Origin of the sequence: Variovorax sp. PCZ-1 (assembly GCF_018413605.1) — a bacterium.
GTDB lineage: Bacteria > Pseudomonadota > Gammaproteobacteria > Burkholderiales > Burkholderiaceae_C > JANMDU01.
In genome coordinates, this window is sequence record NZ_JAHCDN010000002.1 from 1 (window position 1) to 20,028 (window position 20,028).

Annotated in this window: 17 protein-coding genes and 3 tRNA genes; 3 read left to right on the plus strand and 17 right to left on the minus strand. The window is 54.5% G+C overall.

Annotated elements, in window-relative coordinates; genetic code table 11:
- On the plus strand, positions 1 to 428 hold a 428-nt coding region (locus KIH26_RS10105), incomplete at its 5' end, for a MerR family transcriptional regulator (RefSeq protein ID WP_349627863.1).
- A 496-nt stretch (positions 429 to 924) separates the two neighbouring features.
- On the opposite strand, the gene KIH26_RS10110 is transcribed toward KIH26_RS10105, so the two are convergent.
- The 17 genes from KIH26_RS10110 to KIH26_RS10190 form a co-directional block, all read right to left on the minus strand.
- Positions 925 to 1,296 (minus strand): DUF3703 domain-containing protein, encoded by a 372-nt coding sequence (locus KIH26_RS10110; protein ID WP_213444860.1) that lies wholly within the window; start codon positions 1,294 to 1,296, stop codon positions 925 to 927.
- 7 nt (positions 1,297 to 1,303) lie between these two features.
- Positions 1,304 to 1,945 carry a cation efflux transmembrane domain-containing protein gene (locus KIH26_RS10115; RefSeq protein ID WP_213444863.1) on the minus strand — a complete coding sequence of 214 codons (642 nt, stop codon included), beginning with the start codon at positions 1,943 to 1,945 and terminating at the stop codon, positions 1,304 to 1,306.
- 57 nt (positions 1,946 to 2,002) lie between these two features.
- Positions 2,003 to 2,626 carry a DedA family protein gene (locus tag KIH26_RS10120; RefSeq protein WP_213444865.1) on the minus strand — a complete coding sequence of 208 codons (624 nt, stop codon included), beginning with the start codon at positions 2,624 to 2,626 and terminating at the stop codon, positions 2,003 to 2,005.
- Between the two features lie 21 nt (positions 2,627 to 2,647).
- Positions 2,648 to 3,019: a hypothetical protein gene (locus KIH26_RS10125; RefSeq protein WP_213444867.1), complete on the minus strand. Its 372-nt coding sequence runs from the start codon at positions 3,017 to 3,019 to the stop codon at positions 2,648 to 2,650.
- Between the two features lie 12 nt (positions 3,020 to 3,031).
- Positions 3,032 to 3,385 carry a hypothetical protein gene (locus KIH26_RS10130; RefSeq protein ID WP_213444869.1) on the minus strand — a complete coding sequence of 118 codons (354 nt, stop codon included), beginning with the start codon at positions 3,383 to 3,385 and terminating at the stop codon, positions 3,032 to 3,034.
- Between the two features lie 13 nt (positions 3,386 to 3,398).
- A complete protein-coding gene (locus tag KIH26_RS10135; protein ID WP_213444871.1) occupies positions 3,399 to 6,512 on the minus strand; it encodes an efflux RND transporter permease subunit in 3,114 nt (1,037 codons plus the stop codon).
- Between the two features lie 16 nt (positions 6,513 to 6,528).
- A complete protein-coding gene (locus KIH26_RS17010) occupies positions 6,529 to 8,214 on the minus strand; it encodes an efflux RND transporter periplasmic adaptor subunit (protein WP_249661153.1) in 1,686 nt (561 codons plus the stop codon).
- Entirely contained in the window at positions 8,211 to 9,464 is a 1,254-nt protein-coding gene (locus KIH26_RS10145) for a TolC family protein (protein ID WP_213444873.1), read from the minus strand. Before KIH26_RS10145 ends, KIH26_RS17010 begins: the two co-directional genes overlap by 4 nt.
- An 892-nt stretch (positions 9,465 to 10,356) precedes the next feature.
- Entirely contained in the window at positions 10,357 to 11,016 is a 660-nt protein-coding gene (locus tag KIH26_RS10150; protein ID WP_213444875.1) for a hypothetical protein, read from the minus strand.
- Between the two features lie 214 nt (positions 11,017 to 11,230).
- Positions 11,231 to 11,307 (minus strand) — tRNA-Asp (locus tag KIH26_RS10155).
- 41 nt (positions 11,308 to 11,348) lie between these two features.
- Positions 11,349 to 11,424 (minus strand) — tRNA-Glu (locus KIH26_RS10160).
- Between the two features lie 61 nt (positions 11,425 to 11,485).
- A tRNA-Ala gene (locus tag KIH26_RS10165) sits at positions 11,486 to 11,561 on the minus strand.
- A 101-nt stretch (positions 11,562 to 11,662) separates the two neighbouring features.
- Positions 11,663 to 12,499 carry a CorC family transporter gene (locus KIH26_RS10170; protein ID WP_349627882.1) on the minus strand — a complete coding sequence of 279 codons (837 nt, stop codon included), beginning with the start codon at positions 12,497 to 12,499 and terminating at the stop codon, positions 11,663 to 11,665.
- Between the two features lie 142 nt (positions 12,500 to 12,641).
- Positions 12,642 to 13,454, minus strand: a complete 813-nt coding sequence (locus tag KIH26_RS10175; protein WP_213445970.1) for a GNAT family N-acetyltransferase — start codon at positions 13,452 to 13,454, stop codon at positions 12,642 to 12,644.
- Positions 13,455 to 13,653: 199 nt separating this feature from the next.
- Entirely contained in the window at positions 13,654 to 14,592 is a 939-nt protein-coding gene (locus tag KIH26_RS10180; RefSeq protein WP_213444890.1) for an FG-GAP repeat domain-containing protein, read from the minus strand.
- A gap of 36 nt (positions 14,593 to 14,628) precedes the next feature.
- Positions 14,629 to 15,081, minus strand: coding sequence for a hypothetical protein (locus tag KIH26_RS10185; protein ID WP_213444892.1), 453 nt, complete (start codon positions 15,079 to 15,081; stop codon positions 14,629 to 14,631).
- An 11-nt stretch (positions 15,082 to 15,092) separates the two neighbouring features.
- On the minus strand, positions 15,093 to 17,228 hold the full coding sequence (locus KIH26_RS10190; RefSeq protein WP_213444894.1) for an ATP-dependent helicase: 2,136 nt from the start codon (positions 17,226 to 17,228) through the stop codon (positions 15,093 to 15,095).
- Between the two features lie 153 nt (positions 17,229 to 17,381).
- On the opposite strand from KIH26_RS10190, the gene KIH26_RS10195 reads away from it, so the two are divergent.
- Entirely contained in the window at positions 17,382 to 18,347 is a 966-nt protein-coding gene (locus KIH26_RS10195) for an AEC family transporter (protein WP_213444896.1), read from the plus strand.
- 30 nt (positions 18,348 to 18,377) lie between these two features.
- Complete coding sequence (gene ushA / locus KIH26_RS10200) at positions 18,378 to 20,012, plus strand: bifunctional UDP-sugar hydrolase/5'-nucleotidase UshA (RefSeq protein WP_213444898.1); 1,635 nt, start codon at positions 18,378 to 18,380, stop codon at positions 20,010 to 20,012.
- The last annotated feature ends 16 nt before the right edge of the window (positions 20,013 to 20,028 follow it).

The window sequence follows — 20,028 nt, forward strand, 5'->3', positions numbered from 1 at the left end:
TTGGTCAAATATTTATGAATCTCATGCCTACAGAAGCAATGACCATCGGCAAGTTAGCCAAATCGGCAGGCGTGGGTGTTGAAACCATTCGCTATTACCAACAGCGTGGCCTGCTTCCAGTGCCGGAGGCCTCCGGTTCATATCGGTACTATCCGGTATCGCTGGGCAACCGAATTCGCTTCATCAAGCGAGCCCAAGAGCTGGGGTTTTCTTTGAACGAGGTATCTGAATTGCTATCACTGGAGGATGGCCTTGATCGCGTTTCAATTAGACATATTGCAGGTCGGCGGCTCGATGAAATACAAGTCAAGTTGGCTGATTTGAACCGTATGAAAAAGGCGTTGACACACCTCATCCATGAATGCGAACACACTAACAAAGAGCAACCGTGCCCAATTATTGCAACAATCACTACAAATAGTCGCTGATTAGTGCTTAAGAGCCCGTATTGCTTTGTAGATGCCTTTTGTGCAGCAGGTACTTCTTCCAGCGCCGCTGCCGATGTGCGTAGAACGCTAACGCAAACAGAGCGCAGAACGGCGTGAAGACCCAGCGCAGATATCTTGCTTGCACTCAACTACATCGACGTAAAGCGTTTGGTTATCCCCCAGCGATTTTGTAATTATCCACCGATCCCAGCGCTGCATCAATGTACCGCGTCCATCATTACGCAGCACGACGCTGCCATCGGACGCAAAGCCGTTGCTCGGGTTGCTGATATTGATCTGCTGGCTGCCCATTGGCAAGATTCCAAAAAGACGAAAGCGAAACACATCACGCCCGATTTCCTTGCGCTCTGGCCAAATACCACTTGCTGGCTGAAAGCTCACTATTGGCCAAGTTATGAAGCGGAAACTTCTGTGCGCTGTAAGAGTTCTACAAATTCGTGGTGTGGGCAGTCATAAATACTGGTTATGCGAATCTTCATTTGCTTTCTTTCACGAGAATGGCGCGACTTTGCTCAATCAAGAGAGTCAAATGCACGGGTACAGGCATTGGTGTCAACGCGCCGACTCTGCTGCTGCCCGGATTGCCAAGTGGCAAGCGTTGAAGCAAATGTCCCAACGGAACGAGGGCAAGGCGCAGCAATTGCGCGAACACCTCTTTCCATGCGTGCTCAGTCCAAGCGCGAGAGAGCATCTGTAGATGCACACGGCCATGGAGAACAAAGCGCGTTTGACCGACTATATGTGCTGCTTCCAACCAAGGCCATGCATTAGAGGAGTGCCGTGGCTCTTTCATGGCTTGCTCTAAAAGCCAGCCAACTTGTTTGTTGGCGACAGATGGTTTGTTCATAGGTTGATCAGTGACTATGCGCAGCTTGCTTCTCACCAGTAGCAAGCTCTTTGCGAGCTGATTTGAATACAGTGAAAGCGGAACTGATGGCCAATAGTCCCATGACACTGGCTACTACCAAATCTGGCCATGCGCTGGCAGTACCAAACACGCCAAATGCAGCGAGGATAACTGCCATATTGGACAGAGCATCGTTGCGTGAACACAGCCAAACGGATTGCATATTGGCATCGCCATTACGGTAGGCATAGAGCATTGCGGCAACACCGATGTTCACGCACAGTGCAGCAAAGCCCACGATGCCCATGGTGAGCGCCTCTGGCGGCACGCCAGTGCGAGCAGACCAAGCCGCTTTGCCCAACACGAAGAGGCCAAAGGCCAGCATGCAAGCGGCTTTGAACAGCGCTGCCTTTGCCCGCACGACCAGTGCCATAGAGAGCACGGCCAGCGATACAGCATAGTTGGCAGCATCACCAAAAAAATCAATCGCGTCTGCAAGCAGTGAGACAGAGCCAGAAGCTAGCCCTGCGGTAAGTTCGACGATAAACATCAGAAGATTGAGCATCAACGCTATCCAGAGAATGCGGCGATAGCGCGGATCGCTAGCTTGCTCCGTGCTGCAAGAATTTGAATGACAGTGGGCAGACATGGAAAAGACCTTTCAAGTTGCAATACACCGATTTAAAACCTTAGAGTTACTTTAAGGTCAAGCCTTATTTTGAATTTTTGTTCTTGCCAGCAATGCCGCGTGAGCAAAGGGGAGCAATCGCTGCTTCAAATGCTTGGCCAGCAAGGCGCTTAGGACGATAAGAATGAGCAGCATTGCCAAGCTGCCATACACCGCCCATTCACGATTCACAGTCAAACCAAGCTGCGCGATCTGCCAGCCAGCAGCCACCAACGTACATGCCCAAATCACAGCACTTAGTGTGTTGATTAGCGCAAAGCGATGCCAGGGCATGGCAGAGCCGCCAGCACCTAAGCTGACTGGGCTGTAAGCACCCTTAACAAAGCGGTAGAGAAACAGCATCGGCCAAGCGTACCGATCCACGCTAGCAGAGGCCAAAGCGAGCCAAGCGGCTACAGAAGGGAATCGCGCATACACCCATCCACTGCCCCAGCGTCCCAACCAAAAACGCAGCTCAGAGCCAAGCAGTGTGCCGACAATCAGCGCAAAGATGAGCAGGACTGGTTGCAGTACACCAGAAGCCGCAACGAAACCTGCTACCAGAGGAAGAGGGCCGGTTTTGGCAAATGCGTAGGCAAACATTAGCCCGTACACCCATTCACGGTGACGGTCGATGTATGCTAAGAGTTCTGCTGTATCCATGTGATAACTGGCGGCGTGTGTTTATTTCACTTCAAAGCGGACTGTCGCTGCGCCCTTTCCAGCCAGTGTCACCAAGGCAATTCCTTTGGTGCCTTTGGTCACTTTGAATGCCCCTTTAGCTTCGAGCTTATCGCCAGCAGGTTGCAGTTCTACTTCGCTTTTCTCACTGCCATTGAGCAGGGTCACCTTGGCTTTCGCGCCATCGAGCTTGACCGGTTTGCCGTGATCGCTCAAGTAGAGCTGGATCATTTCTGGCTTCGCAACGATTTCATAGTCCATGTCTTTGGCTTCGACAACAATACCCCCGTGCTTAGGGCTGTGATCATGCTTTCCGCCGGCAAAGGCGGCAGAAGGCAGGAGGAAGGCGGCGAATAGAATGGCGTAGAGTTTCATAAAAAATCCTTTTTAAGGGTTGAGGGAATTGGAAAAAGAACGCAGCAAAAATGCTGTTGCGCCATAGAGCAAGGCTGTAACAGTGCATGAAACAGACAAGGATGTCCAAAACGACCATCCTTTGCCAAGCAGAAAAGGTAAAAGTAGAAACAAAGCCAGTGAAGGCAAAACCAGCCAAAAAATGTCTTTCGACAGGGCGCTGATCTGCCGCACGCTCGCGCCTTCGTGGTTGAGCCAGATGAATGCGAGCAAAGAAGTCAGCGGCAAGGCGGCCAGCAGCGCTGCCAGCCAAACACTGCGTTTGACCAACTCCGATACCGCTACTACCAAGGCCGCGCTGATTGCAAATTTGAGCAACAGATACATGGCGTACTCCTGATCAGAAAGCCTCATCGTTAGACGAATTGGCCAGAGCTTCCACAGCCTTTTGGCCAAACACTTTGACCATAGCTGGCGTGAGGAATGAATCGAGCAATGTGGAGGTAATCAGGCCAGAGAAAATCACCACAGCGACTGGGTGCAAAATTTCTGTGCCCGGCATATCGGCTTCAAAGAGCAAAGGCGCGAGCGCCAAGGCTGCCACCAAAGCCGTCATGAGCACAGGCGTTAGCCGCTCCATAGAGCCGCGCATCAACATTGAATCGTTGAATTTCTCATTTTCAAAAGCGCAAAGATTCACGTAATGCGAAACTTTGAGAATGCCGTTGCGAATGGCAATGCCTGAGAGCGTGATGAAGCCCACCAAAGCGGCCACTGACAAGGGTTGCCCTGAGAGCCACAAGCCAATCACCGCGCCCACCAAAGCCAGCGGAATATTGGCCATGATGATGGCTGAGAGCACAGCAGAGCGATAACGGGAGTACAAAATCAGGAAGATCACCGCCACAGAAATGATAGAGAGCAAACCAATCAAACGCGAGGCATCTTCTTGCGCTTGGAATTGGCCACCAATGGTGGTGAAATATCCCTCTGGCATTTTGGTATCAGCCAAAATTGTGCGCAAATCAGCTACCACATCGCTCATGGCGCGGCCTTGGGTATTGGCTGCAATCACGATACGGCGGCGGCCATCATCGCGGCTGATCTGATTAGGTCCGTCTGACTCCTCAACTGTGGCGAGTGTTGCCAGTGGTACGCGCCCCGCTGGTGTATCAATCATCAAGCCGCGCAGGCCATCCATACCGCGCGCCGTATCGGGCAGGCGAATCACCAGATTGAAGCGTCGATTACCTTCTACCACTTGTGTGATGCGCTCACCATCGACCATCATTTGTAGCTCTTGCAGCAACTTGGCAGGTGGCAAGCCAACAGCAAGCGCTTTGTCGTAATGCACATTGATCTTGATTTGCGGCGTGAGCACCTGTTTTTCTACTTCCAAATCCACCACGCCGGGCACGGTGGAGAGCTTGACGCGCAGGCTTTCCGCTTGCGCACGCAGCGTATCCAGATCATCACCAAAAATCTTGATGGCGATTTGCGTGCGCACGCCAGAGAGCATGTGATCAATGCGGTGGCTGATGGGCTGCCCCAAGCCAATCGCTGCCGGCAGGCTAGCTAGTCGCGAGCGAATATCGGCATATATAGTTTCAATACTTCGCTCACTGCGCTTGAGCTTCACATCCAGCTCAGACACATGCACACCTTCGGCATGCTCATCCAGCTCAGCACGGCCAGATCGGCGACCCACATTTTCTACCTCAGGCACACCCGCAATCGCCTTTTCTGCAATCGCACCGATGCGCACCGATTCGCTAAGAGTAGTTCCGGGGTTGAGGCGGATGCCTACCAGTGCTACGCCTTCGTTGAAGGGAGGTAGAAACGTAGTGGCGAAAAACGGCACAGCAACTGCGGAGAGTGCAGCCGCTGTTGCGCCTGCGGCTAGCCACACGCGAGGCGCACGCAGCACGAAAGCCAGCGCAGCTTTGTAGCGGCCTTTGACCCAAGCCTGCACCCGCGTGTCCCCATGATCCAGATTTTTCATCGTAGGCAACAGATAGAAAGCCATCACTGGAGTGAGCGTGACGGAGACGATCATCGAAGCCAGCAGCGAGACGATGTACGCCACCGCCAGCGGTTGCATCAAACGGCCTTCAATACCGGGCAAGAAAAACAAGGGAATCAACACCAGCACGATGATCACCGTGGCGATCACAATGCCAGAGCGCACCTCCAGCGTGGCTTTGGCAATCAGCTCCAATGGGCCGATGTGAGGTTTGCCCGCTGATTCCCGCTGCATTTTGAGGCGACGCAATACATTCTCTACACCGACCACCGCATCATCGACCAGCTCGCCAATGGCAATCGTCAGGCCGCCTAGCGTCATGGTGTTGATGCCGAGGCCAAAGTAATTGAAAATCAGCAGCGTGATCGCCATAGAAATGGGAATGGCTGTGAGCGAGATGATGGTGGTACGGGCGTTTTGCAAAAACAGATACAGGATCAGCGCCACGATCACGCCAGCGGCCATCAGCTTGCCTTGAAGTGTGTTGATGGAAGTTTCAATGAAGGTGGCTTGGCGCATCGTGACTTGCGGCTGCCCCATGCCAGCGGGCAAGCCTTTGCTCAGCTCAGCCAAAGCCATCTCCACTTGTTTGGTGAGCTTCACGGTGTCTGCATCAGGCTGCTTTTGGATGCCCATGATCACCGCAGGTTTGCTGTTTAAGCCAGCATCGCCGCGCTTGATCGCCGGCGCGAACGTGACTTGAGCGACTTGCGCGAGCTGGATGGCTTGTGAATTGCGGAAGGCCACTGGTAGCTTTTGCAAATCTTCCAAGCGTGTGGTTTGCGCGATGTTCCGAATCAAGTATTCACGACCATTAAGCTCCAAAAAGCCACCACTAGAATTGCTAGAAAAGCCGCGCACAGTGGCTTCTATCTGCTCCAGTGTGATGCCCAAGGCGGCCATCCGTGCTGTATCAGGCTGCACTTGGTATTGGCGCACTTCGCCGCCAATAGGGATCACCTGCGCGATGCCGGGAATCGTGAGCAAGCGAGGCCGCATCACAAAATCAGCATACTCGCGCACGGCCATCGGCGTGGTCTTGCTGGTGTCCACAGGCATTGCCACGAGCATGATTTCGCCCATGATGGAGCTGATCGGGCCCATGCCCACATGCTCCACATCGCTGGGTAATTGCTCGCGCACAGAAGATAGCCGCTCGCCGACCATTTGACGAGCGCGGAAAATCTCGGTCTTCCAGTCAAACGTCACATATACAAAGGCCAAGCCCACGCTGGAGACAGAGCGCACACTCTCCACACCGGGCATACCGCTCATGGCGGTTTCCAGCGGCAAAGTAATGCGTTGCTCCACTTCTTCGGGAGCCATGCCGCCAGCCTCGGCTTGCAGCGTGACGGTGGGTTTGTTGAGGTCAGGGAACACATCCACTGGCATTTTGACGAGCGACAGCGCCCCAAAAATCAAAAGCACAGCGGCCAGAATCAACACCATGAGCCGGTTGCCCATGGCGGAATGCACAAGTTTGTCAAACATAGATGGCTTTCTCTGTTCAACGCACTTGATTGAGCAAGGCAGCGCCTTGCATGACTACACGTTCATCTGCTTTGAGGCCATCGACCACGGTGACGCGGCCCCCATCAAGCGCCTGCCAGCGTACAGTGCGCGCTGCGAACTGCTCTTCACCAGTATGAACCCACACGATGTCTTGGTTGCTTGGGTTTTTCACTACAGCAGCGTTGGGAACAACGAACCCCTGTGTTTGTGATTTGGTTTGCACGATCACTTTCACGGGTTGCCCCACAGCCAATGGCAAAGCCGTTACGCCAGTGGTGCGAAATTGCAGGGGAATCGCACCCTCACGCAACGTACGCCCCGCGCCACTGAATCGCAGCGCAGCACTTTGGTTTTGTGGCAAGGCCAAATTCGCTGATGCGATATTGCTCAAGATGCTGACATCAAAGGCCGTGGCTTCCACCATCAACCGCGCAGGGTCAATGATTTCAAACAAGATTTCACGAGCATCCACGACTTGGCCTGCGACCACATTGCTAGCAGCAATCACGCCTGAGACAGGAGCGACCAAGCTTTCTACTGTGGAGACGCTAGGCGCAACGAGAGCTGTACGTTCAGAGAGGCTTTGCACCTCAGCGCGTGCCGCTTCAATTTCTTTTTGCGGCACTGTGCCTTCCAACTGCTCAAGGCGAGCTAAACGCTTGCGAGCCAACTCCAAATTGCTGCGCAGCTCGGCGCTTTGCGCGCCTTGGTTGGCGCGCTCAATCGCAGATACCGTAGGCCGCACGATAGCCAAGACCTCGCCTTTGCGGACGGCTTGACCAAGCGTAGGCAAGCCACGTGCTCCAACTTCAATCCGGCCAGCTTGTGTGGGCTGTACTTTACCGCCAGCATTCGGATCAGCCACCACGCGACCTAGCAGCTCAACGGTTTGCGGCGCAGATTCTTGCTTAACAGGTACGGTACGCACCAACAATTGGCGCTGGCTGGGCTTGGGTAGAAACACGCTGCCGTCAGGCAAGCGCTTGGGCGCATTGCTGTTGGCCGCTGGCGCAGCATCGCCATGGTCATGGCCGGGACCGGCGATGGCGCGCTGGGGCACTTGCATCATTGCGATGACTATTGCACCTGTTGCAATGGCCGATAAAGTGACGAGTTTCCTACGACGCTGCCAGCGCCAAGCAAGCAGGGCGACGAATACTGCACCAATGGCAGCGGCAGCATAACCTGCATACGCCAACCATGATGTTGTGTGAGCATGATCGTGAGCCTGTTCAGCCTCTGAGACAGTTGCGCCAATTTTCAGCTCGCCAGCGAGCAAATCCGTGTCTTTTCCTGCCGTCACTGTAAAGCTCAAAGCATACGTGCCCGGCTTTTCCAGCAAGTCGTTGGTCACGCTGAATGTTCCGTCTGCCTCAGCTTTAGCAATGAGCTTGATCGGAGATTTATCCTGTGCAATTTCTAACTCGATTTGAGCTTGCGTGATCGGCTCATTGGTGCTGAAACGATCCAGATAGATCGTCATCTTGTTGTGATCAACGATCCCAACAAGCTCAAATAAATCGGAATGCGTACTCACGCGCGGAGAGGCCACGCCAGTGGCAGTGGGCGCTTCATCGCCGTGGTCATGACCGGGGCCAGCTTGCGTAGATAGGCTGAGAACGGCCAAAAAAGTTATTGCGCAGATGCGCAGTGTGTTGGTGAGAAAGGAGAAGCGTTTCATGGCAGAAGCCCTAAGCTGTGTTGCAGTTGCGATTGAGCACGTTGGAGTTGAAGCTGGGCACGGCTCAGTGCCAAATCAGCATCGAATTTTTCGTTGTCTGCGCGCAGACGAGTGGTTAAATCACTTTCGCCCAAGCGATAGGCTTTGGCGTACAAGCTTTGCGCTTCGGTAGCGAGCTTGGCGCGCTGCTCGGCAAGCGCTAGGGCGCGTTGAGCAGAAGCCACTTGCGCGCGCGCTGTACTTTGCTCGGCTTGCAATTGGCGCTCTGTGACTTGAAGAGCATTTTGCGCTTCATCCAATTCGGCGCGCGCTGCGGCTGCTTTGGCTGTATTGCGGCTGGCACTACCCAAGGGGATGCGCACTGCGAATTGCATGCTGGTTTCATTCGGGCTCCCTCTCGCGGATCGCTCGCGCGTAGCGGTGATGCCCACTTCCATCGGATCGCGCGAATCTGCCAGCGTGGTGGCGAGCTTGGCCTGCACCGCAGTCACCGTGGCTTGCGCTTCCTGCAATTGCGGGTGGTTGCTTAGGTCGCTGGTTTGCGCAGAGGATGCGTTACGCAATGGTGCAGGTGTTGTTGTCAAACCCGTCAGGGTCTGCCATTGGCTTTGCAGCGCAACCAGCTCTGATTGTGCCGCTTCAAGCTGCCCTTGCGCGAGCGTCACAGCACTTTGCGCCATGAGGTTGTCAACACGCGCAACATCGCCAACGCGCACACGCTTGGCTACATCGTCAGCTAGGCTTATCGCCTCTGAGACTTTTCGCTTGGCAAGCTGCTGATCCGATTGTGCCAAAGCAAAGCGCGCGGCCAGCTCGCGTAGCTCGCCAGCGAGCTTGAGCTTGGCCGCTTGCCCCGAAAGCAAAAAGCGCTGCTCATCGCGCTCGATTTGGCTTTGTGTGGCAGAGCGCAGGCCAGCATTCCAGAGCGGCGCGCTGATTTCCACTTCTAGGCCACGCAAGCCATTATTGCTGCCTATGCGATCTGTGCTGTGTGCCAAACCGATGGTGGGCGCAGCCGATGTTAAACCTTGAGTTTGCAGCTTGCGCCCGGCCAGCTCAGCGCGTCGGTTAGCCTCGCTTTGAAGCCAAGGATGACGTTGCCAAGCCGATTCAAGTGCTTCGCTAAGGCTTATGTTTTGAGTAACGGTAGTAGAGGGAGAGGTTGCGCTTGTCTGAGCTGTTGCAGATATGCTGATAACTGCTAAGCCAAGCAAACAACCCCATGCTTTTGAATGGAGTATTGAGTTCATCTGATCAGGGGCACAAAGCCCGAGCGTGAAGAAAAAATGACGAAGCTGCGCTTCGCAGCAAAATCGTCAAAGACGCTTTGAAATCAGACGGTTGCCCACTTGGGGCGTTCAATGCTTGCGAGTAAATCAGTAGGATCAACTGTCACTGCGCTCAAGCGAAAAACTTGGCTAAGGGAGTCTACAGACGCAGACAAATGTGTTTGCAGCAAGAGGGTGAGGTGAGATGCAGTGCAATGATGGTGTTCAGCACCACATTCGGCCAGATCGCAACTTGCTATATGGTCGGATGAATGAGCCAAGTGTGAATCATCCGATGCAACACCTTCTGAATGAGAATGGTGATGCTCATGCGGGGTGTACAGGGCATAAGAGGCAAGCGCAACCGATGCCATTTGCATGCAAAGTGCAATGATCAAAAGGGTGCGCCACAAATATGTCATGAGTTAATTCTATGCGATACGCCATTCGTAGGATCGCTTGCGATGCCTAAACGCCTTCATTTGTAGGGATTAAACCCCAGCGTTCAGCTTGCCAGGTGAAGCACCATGACTTCACCAACAATCAGGATCATTGCGGTGCCGCTCGCGGTACTTGGCGACGATAGCCGCAACCTGCGCGCGTAGCTCATGCGGTATCCGCATGGTTGCACTGGTGCTGCTGGGTCTATGCCGCCGTTTTGTGGCAATGACTATTTGTGGTGCCGAGGCAATTGCAGGCTTCATTTTTTGACGCGATTGCTGTGACTGCAACGGTATGGCTGTCACAGCGCTGTGACAGCGGTTTTTGGCAGCTTTGACGGTATTGGTTTTCACATGCTTCTCCGATAGTTGGTTGCACATGCGATGAAATTAGATTAGTGATCAACAAACAAGCGCATTCATGTTCCTTGCGCCTAGTCCTTCTTCTTGCTGCGTTTTGTTTTTGGTTTGGGTTCAGCAGTCTTGGCTTGGTACTCAAGCAATGTCGAATGCTTCCAATGCGCACCACCACCGGGCTTTGTGTAGGGTGCTGGAAATGTTCCGGCTTTGATTTTCTTGTACAGATTGCCCTCAGATTGGCCAATGAAGTACGAGACGTATTTCATCCGCACCTCTGGATCGTGTTCAAGTTTTAGCAGCGCATTAACGCGAACAATCTCATCTTTAAGCAACGCATCGCCGCTTGGCTTCTTGCCACCTATCTTTTTCTTAGCTGGCATCGCAGCCGTAGCTTCGCCGGCCTCGGCCTTTCGAGGCGCTGGCCAGCCAAGCTGACGTGTGACATTGGTGACCAATTCCCGAGCCACCACCTTTCCAACAACGCGCAATCGTTCGTCTGTACTGGTGATGACGGTGAATCGCTGGTCGGACTCTGCCTTGGTGTAGTTTGGTGAAGTTTTGAGGGCAACCAATGCCACTTTGGTTTTACCAGCCGTTGGCTTTTTCGGTGTTGATGCCGCGTACAACGTTCCACTGACAAGAAACGCCTCTTTGTCGCTACGCAAACGCAGCAAGCCCTCGCGGTTTTGTCCAAGATACTGGTAGGTGGTTTTTGCAGCGCTCGCTTTTGTCATTTGGTCTCCTCGGCAGCACACTCTGCCACTTACTATTTTCGCTCATGGCCTTGAGTCACTTTCGCTGCGCCGGGCAGGCGTAATGCTAGCAAGTTCTCGCATTTCATCTCTTGCTATCGCAATGAAAAATGCATAACGAAATGCAGATAGGAAACAAAAAAGCCACCGGATGGTAGCTTTTTATTAACTAAATCAACGAGTTACGTAAATTTAGTGGCGGAGCGGACGGGACTCGAACCCGCGACCCCCGGCGTGACAGGCCGGTATTCTAACCAACTGAACTACCGCTCCCGGTAGTCTGCGCCGCTTGTGCAACAACGCAGAACCAAAACTGGCGACCCTACGGGGATTCGAACCCCGGTACTCACCGTGAAAGGGTGATGTCCTAGGCCTCTAGACGATAGGGTCAGGCACTAGGGCAACAGTGCAAGCACTGCGACCTAAAAAAACTCTCATCAGCTCAATTTGATGGTGGAGGTAAACGGGATCGAACCGATGACCTCTTGCATGCCATGCAAGCGCTCTCCCAGCTGAGCTATACCCCCTTGAGGGTGTGCGGCTTAGATACTCCAAACCACCGCGCTCCGCCAGCAAATCTGCTGAGCCTTGAATTATAGCCTGAAATTGCCGCTCAATGCTAGCGATTTCAGGCTTTTGATGCCTGAAGGGGCGTGGCGGGCGAGACCTTGAACCATTTCACTGCGCCGCCCTTGGTGTGCAGCACCACAAATTGCAGGCCAGCGAGTTCGCAGCGCTCACCGCGCTTGGGCACATGGCCGATCTCATGCGCGATCAAGCCGCCGATGGTGTCGAATTCTTCGGTGGCTTCTTCGCCATCGCGGGTTTTCAAATCCACCGCGAAGCTTTCTTCCACGCGTTCTATGGGTGTATCGCCACTGACGCGATAGGTTTTGTCGGCCAATGCATAAATATCGCCTTCGGTGGCGTGATCGTCAAATTCATCTTCAATTTCGCCTACGATTTCTTCGAGTACATCCTCGATGGTGATCAGGCCAGCGGTGCGGCCAAACTCGTCGATCACGATGGCCAGATGGTTGCGATTGCCTTTGAATTCGCGCAGCAGATCATTGAGCTTTTTGCTCTCGGGCACGAAGACGGCGGGGCGCAGCAGAGCACGCAGATTGAGTTCGGGTGCGCGCTGTAACTTCAGCAAGTCCTTGGCCATGAGGATGCCAATGATGTTTTCCCGGTCGTTCTCATACACGGGAAAGCGCGAGTGTGAGGTGTCGATCACCAGATGCAGCAGCTCGTCAAAAGGTGCATCGATATTGATCAAATCCATGCGTGGCGCGGCCACCATCACATCGCCAGCGGTCATGTCGGTGATGCGCAGCACGCCTTCGAGCATGGCTCGGCTCTCAGCGCCAATCACTTGGTTGTCTTCCGCCTCGGCCAGCGTCTCCATCAGCTCTTCTTTGCTGTCGGGGCCAGGGTGAATGAACTCGGCTATTTTTTGCAGGATGCCGCGGCGGTCTTCGCTTTTGTGGACATGTGCGCCAGCCGCATCTGGTGGCTGTGGATGACCGCTGCGGGCGGCGTTAGGAGAGTCAGGCACGAATAGCTTCAAGAGTTGAACGAACCGCTAGGATAGCGGAAATATGTGATCACTCGTTGGAATCGGTGCGAGAGGCAAGCACGTCTTTGCGGATAACTTGCAAAGCGGCCAAAAACTCCCAAAACTGCAAAGCACGCAATTTCAAGCGGAAATCGACGATGCCGATGCCATCTTCCACAGCATCGCGAACCGCGGTCTCGATACGGTCGCCAAGATCTTGCTCAGGTAAGCGAAGGTGAGCCTCCACTTCGCCGCCGTAGTTCTCTACATGCGCGCCTGCTTTGCGAGCGATTTTTAGCATCGCATCGTTTTCGCTCAGCGCGTGGATGAAGATCATGTCGATGTTCTCGGCGCGTGCGTGCAAAACTGCTCGCTCAAACAGAGCTGTACCTAAGCCCTTGCCTCGCGCGTCGGCGCTGACGGAAACACCAAATTCAGCACAATTGGGATTCTTCGGATCGCTGGCCAAGGCCAGATGAGCCATGGCGATGAGCTGCAAGCGACGGTTGAAAATACCGTAAATCTCATCGCGCTTGAAATTGAGACCATCGACGTACTTGTTGATTTGTTCGTCCGTGGCCATATAACCAAAGCGCAAGTAGCGGTCATGTTCGGGCAGGGCGAGGATATGCTCAGCGATGCGACGACGATGGCGACTGGTCAGCGCGCGAATGGGCACCAAGCCATAGTCATTGCTTTTTGTGGGAGCGGGCTCACCCGCGACTTTGAGACCAGCAACATCGCTCTCAGGATAAGCCTGCGGGTTCGTGCCCGCTTCGGGTTCTGGCGTTTTCCCCGGCCCACGCCAAAACTCTCCCGGTGCATCAAGCGTGGCCTGGAGCAGCTGTTTAGCCTGCGTCATGGTTTGCGACATCATCATGCCCAGTAATTTAAGGGTAAACCCTAGATATTCAAAGCCCCTCTGTCTAGTCTAGGGGATGCGGACTAAACCTGTCAACGCTATATTTTTCATAGCTGTTCGCGCAGATTCTACGCCGGAAATTGAATGATTGTGTCTAAAATTTTATTCTGTTACGCGGTGCGCCAGCCAGGTGAAAAGTTCAAACTGCCAGCTCGATGCGCCACCAATGGCCATCAGAAAGCTGTGCACAGGCTGTAGACCTGTTGAGCGGCATCAAATAATGAATGCGCCCAGGCAAGGGTTTGACATCGGCCAGTTCTTTCCATTGCGCTTTGCCAGAGACTTCTTCCCAGCGTAGGGCATGCAAAGCACGGCGGCTCATATCTGGCACGATCACGGTGGGCCGCTGGCCAGGCGGGGTAAGAATGGCGTGCATCTGCAAATTTGGGTCGCCCATTTGATGATTGGACACATCCATGGCTTTGGCGAAGGGTTCGATGCGGGGCGGTGCGTAGCGATAAAGGGTGAGCGTGCCGCCGATGTGGGGCGTGGTGATGCTGGCGATATCGAGTTTGCCGTTGTCATCAAAATCTGCGAAGCCCACAGGATTGAGCCAGCGAAACGGCAGGCCGAGGTAGGCGCTTCTGGCGCGTTCCTCCAGCAACTCTCCCGAGCGAGGCAAACCATACGCGACCAAGGCTGCACCCCGCTCGGCATCGGCTTCGATCACGATAATTTCATCGCGGCCATCGCCATCCAAATCTACCAGGCGCGGTTGCAAATCTTCAAACACGCGCTGCTTGGGTAAGATGTGCTGATGTACTTTGCCTTCGCGCGAGAGCGTATGCAGGCTACCGGCGTGAATAGGTGAACCCATCGAGGTGTGAGGGTAGCGAGCGGTAGGCGAGGCCAGCCATGCCCATGCAATGTCTTTCTCGCCAAGCGTGGCTAAGCTGCCGCGCAAGCGCTTCAAGGCTTGGATCGGGGCTTGTTTTTGCTGGGCTTCAATGAACTGTTGACCTTGTGCATAGGATGCCGCACATTGCTGGCGATCCGGTTCGGCCATCAAGGCCATGCTTGATGCGCTCAAGCTGCTTTGAAGAAGTGCTACAGCGATGAGGATGTCAATAAGGCGCATGTGTTGGCAGTCGCGCCGAGTGCCAGCTCTCTTACATCACCATCCCGTGCGACGCAGCACAAAGCTTTGCTCAGTTTGTGTCGAGACCAAGCGACGAGTACCTGTGATGGCTTTAGCGCAACTGCCATCGACCACGCGACCTTTCCAAATCGCGATGATGTCTTTGCCGTTGTTGCTCTCTTCCAGATCGAGCACGCCGTTTTCGATGTCACCATACACGTCATGGCGCACGCTGCCGAGAAAGAAACTTCCTGCGAGCGATTCGGCGAATTCAGGATTGCGCTCCATAGAGAGGCGTGAGGTGATTGCTGCGCCTGCGCTGCTTGGCAGCTCCAATATCCACGTTCCAAAAAGATCGGTATTGATCAAATCCTTCGAGGCGGCACATGTCGACTGATTGAGCACATCATTTTTAGGCTGATTTTGGCCTATCGCCGGCATAAATACTGCGCAGAGTGCTATTGAAATAATAGTATTCTGAAGTCGCATGACCTTTCCTTTCACATCGGCACAGCGGCCTTCTCGGCGGCAGCTTGCGCCGCTTTCTTCGCAAATTCTGCCTTCAGTGCTGCAAGACGATCCATCGGGTTTTCTTTGACGGTCGCTTGATCGAGCGCCATCTCGGCAATGAAGCGGCTTGGAATGCCTGCCACGGTATCGCGCCCTTTTTTACGGCGCTTGGGGTAACTCACCGAGAGCGTGCGCTGAGCACGCGTGATGCCTACATACATGAGGCGGCGCTCTTCTTGGATGCGCGCGGCCAGACTCTCGGAAATCTTTCCTTCCACTGGCTTCGTGCCATCTTCCTCCTCAGGTCGGAACGGCAGCAAACCTTCGCACACGCCAGCGAGCGTCACATGCGGCCACTCTAAGCCTTTGGAGGCATGCAAGGTCGAGAGCGTCACCACGTTTTGATCGCCTTCTTTGGCGTTCAAGGTGGAGAGCAGCGAAATCGTTTGGATGACTTCAAAGAGGGATTTACTTTCTGTGCTCATCGTGAGCCCGGCCGCATCGTCCACTTGGCCTCCGCAGCGTTTGGCCATCCAGTCGATGAAGTCGAGCACGTTGGTCCAGCGGCTGGCCGCGAGTTTTTCGTTGTCTTCGCTCTCCATCAAATGCTTTTCATAGCCAATATCTTTGAGCCAATCGCGCAAGAATTCTCCTGCAGCTTCGAAGCCCGAGGTGTGGCGAGCGCGGTATTCCAGATCGTTCAAATAACGGCCAAACTCATGCAGGCCGCCGATGCTGCGTGCGTTGATCGAAGCAGAAAGTGAGTTGGAAAACAGCGCTTCAAACAAACTCAGTTTGTATTGCGAAGCGAAGATACCCAGCTGCTGCAAGGTGGTGTGGCCAATGCCGCGCTTAGGTGAAGTCACTGCGCGGAGAAAAGCCGGATCATCGTCATTATTCGTGAGCAGCCGCAGCCAGGCGCATAAATCTTTGATCTCCGCACGATCAAAAAAGCTCTGTCCGCCGCTCACCTTGTAAGGAATATTCGCCTTGCGCAGTGCCTGCTCCAAGAGGCGCGCTTGGTGATTCGCGCGATACAGAATCGCGAAGTCTTTCCACTCTTTGAATTGGTTGCCTTGCGTGACTTCCGAGCCCGCCCGTAGACTTTGAATGCGAGCCACCGCTCTTTCCGCTTCATGCTCTTCGTTATCCGCATCCACAATGCGCACCGGCTCGCCTTCGCCCAGATCGCTCCAGAGCTTCTTCGGAAAGAGCTTGGGGTTGGGGCCAATCACGTTATTTGCCGCGCGCAGAATCGCACTGGTGGAGCGATAGTTCTGCTCCAGCTTAATCACCTTGAGCGCGGGGAAATCGAGCGGCAGTTTTTTGAGGTTATCCAACGTCGCGCCGCGCCAGCCGTAAATCGATTGATCGTCATCGCCCACGGTGGTGAAGCGCGCGGGGCTGGCCATCATCTTTTTCAGCAGCTCATACTGCACCGCATTCGTGTCTTGGTATTCATCCACCAAGATATGCGCAAACTTCTCTCGCCAAACCTGCGCGGGCTGCTCATGATTTGAGAGCATCTTGAGCGGCAAGCCGATCAAATCATCAAAATCCACCGCCTGATAAGCCGTCAGCCGCTCTTCATAGCGCTCCATGATTTTCGCTGTGATCCGCTCGTCTTCATCTTTGGCCTGCGCCGCAGCCTGCGCAGAATTCAGGCCCGCATTCTTCCAACCGCTGATCGCCCATTGCCAAATCCGCGCTTGCTTGTTGTCCGTGTTCCCGCCCGCGTCTTTGATCATCGAGAGCACGTCATCTGTGTCCAGAATGGAAAACTGCGGCTTCAAACCGACCGATTCACCGCTCTCGCGCAGCATGCGAACGCCCAACGCGTGAAAAGTGCAAATCACCACCTGCCCCGCCGCCTTCGCACCCGCCTTGCCCATCTGCGCCATCAGCAAATCTTTGGCGCGCTCGCGCATTTCTGCTGCAGCTTTGTTGGTAAACGTGATCGCGGCAATCTTCTCTGGCGGCACACCGCTTTGAATCAGTCGAGCAATCTTGTGTGTGATCACCCGCGTTTTCCCCGAGCCCGCGCCCGCGAGCACCAGACAAGGCCCATGCAAAAAATTCACCGCCTCTTGCTGGGCAATATTCAAACCGGGGCCGGGGGAAGACATCGAAATTCAGGGATTCTTGAGAAGCAGCCGCGAATCATACGGGGCGATTTCGTCATCAGGAGCTCCTTGGCAACAAATAAATGCCAAACCCTCCACAAAATCTTGTCAGCCCGATGCAATCTTGCATGGATTACAAGCTGAGACAATCGCTTTGTGCTGCAAATCCTCCTGGTCACTTTCCCCTTCTTCGCGCTCGTGCTTGCGGGCTATGTAGCGGCGCGGCGGGGGTATTTACCATTGGCGGCGATTCCGGGGCTCAATGGTTTTGTGCTCTATTTCGCGCTGCCTTGCATGCTGTATCGCTTTGGCAGCTCCACACCGATTAGCGCTTTGCTCGATGGTGCGGTGTTTGGCGTGTATTTGCTTTGTGCGCTGATCATGGTGGCGTTTGCGGTTGCGATGACGCTATCGCAGCGCATTGATTGGAACAATGCTGCGTTTGGTGCATTGGTCACGGCTTTCCCCAACACCGGCTTCATGGGTATTCCGCTGCTGGTGGCACTGCTGGGTGCAGGTGCGGCGGGGCCAGCGATTGTGACGATTGTGATTGACTTGGTGATCACGAGTTCGCTGTGCATTGCGCTCTCACGCTTGGGCTCGGGGCAGGGTGGCGCGAGCCAAGCGGCGAAAAACGCGCTGAAAGGCGTGGCCTCCAATCCTATGCCTTGGGCGATTCTGAGTGGCGCGTTGGCTTCTTGGCTGCAGATCAAGCTGCCAGCGCCAGTGTTGCAAACGCTAGGCCTGCTCGCGGATGCCGCTTCCCCAGTGGCGCTGTTTACGATTGGTGCGGTGCTTGCGCGTTCGCAGATGTTGGCCAGCAGCGGGCATGCGCCGCCTGTGCCGGTGATGGATTACGTGCCACTGGCTTTATGCAAGCTCATCTTGCACCCACTTTTGGTGCTGCTGGTAGGCGGCGCAGCGATTTCTTTGGGTTTGCCACTGGATCGTTTTGCGCTCACGGTGATTGTGCTGGTGGCAGCCTTGCCCTCAGCTTCAAACGTATCGCTGCTCGCAGAAAAGTTTGAGGCGAACAACGGGAGAATTGCACGCATCATTTTGGTGAGCACGGTACTCGCGTTTTTCAGTTTTGCAGGCGTGGTGAAGCTGGTGGCGCGTTGATATACTGATCGCTTCGTTTTGGAGTTCATCATGCGCGCCCTCAAAATCACACTTTCCATTCTCGCCGCAGCCACTTTAGCCTCTTGTGCTTCAGGCCCCGGTCAAGTCAGCGGTCCAGTCAAACTCACGATTCTTCATACCAATGATCATCACGGCCGCTTCTGGAAAAACAGCGATGGTGAATACGGTCTGGCTGCGCGCAAAACGCTGATTGACCAAGTGCGCGCTGAGGTGAAAGCCGCAGGCGGGCACACGCTCTTGCTCGATGGCGGCGACGTGAACACCGGCATCCCCGAGAGCGACACACAAGATGCTGAGCCCGATTTCAAAGGCATGAAACTCATTGGCTACGACGCGATGGCGCTGGGTAACCATGAGTTCGATAAGCCGCTGCCTGTGCTTGCTAAGCAAATGCAATGGGCGGGCTTCCCCATGATCTCGGCCAACATCTACAAGGATGGCCAGCGCCTGTACAAGCCGTTTGAGATGTTTGATCGCGGTGGTTTGAAGATCGCCGTGATGGGGTTGACGACGGATGACACCAAAAAGATGACTGATCCTGCCAATACGGTGGGCGTGGAATTTCGCAAACCTGCCGATGAAGCCGCAAAGCTTGTACCCGAGCTGCGCAAACAAGCGCATGTGGTGATCGCTGCCACGCACATGGGGCATTACACCGATGGCAAGAGCGGCGTGAATGCGCCTGGTGATGTGGAGATGGCGCGGCAAGTCAAAGGCATGGATCTGATCATCGGCGGCCACAGCCAAAATCCGGTGTGCATGCTGGAGCAGCTTGGTGCATCGCGCCGCAATGACGCTTATGTGCCCGGCACAGCCTGCCGTCCTGATGTGCAAAACGGCACGATCATCGTGCAAGCGCATGAGTGGGGCAAGTTTGTGGGGCGCGCAGATTTCGTCTATGCCAATGGCGAACTCAAGCTAGAGAAATACAGCCTGCTTCCCGTGAACTTGAAGCGCACGGTGAAAGCTCCCGATGGCAAAGATATCAAGCAAACCTTTACGCCTGAGATCAAAGAAGATCCCGCCATGCTCGCGCTCTTGCAGCCTTTCCAAGACAAAGGTCGCGCTGCGCTTGATGTCGTCGTAGGCGAGAGCGATGGCGTGCTTGATGGTGATCGCGCCCGCGTGCGCAGCCAGCCCACCAACATGGGCGTGTTCATTGCCAGCGTGATGATGCAGAAGGCACAAGCTGATCTGGCCATCATGAATTCCGGCGGCATCCGCGATTCGATGCCCGCCGGCAAACTCACCTACAAAGACGTGCTCAAAGTGCAGCCCTTCGGCAATATGCTCGCCCATGTCACTCTCAATGGCACTGAGCTCATGGCTTATTTGAATGCCGCTGCCAAGATGAGTACAGGCGCTGGCGCGTTCGCGCAATTCGCGGGTGTGAATCTTGTGATCGAAGGCGGTGCTGTGAAATCAGCCACCATCAAAGGCGCACCGATTGATCCTGCCAAACGCTACCGCCTCGCCATCAACAGCTTCCAAGCCGGCGGCGGCGATGGTTACCCCAAACTCTCCGACCATCCCGGCTATGTGAACACTGGTTTCGTAGATGCAGATGTGATGCGCGAATATCTGAGCAAAAACAATATCCGTATTGCGAATTTCGCGCCAGGTGAAGCTGTGGTGCGTCGTTAAGCTGCCACGCTCAGCA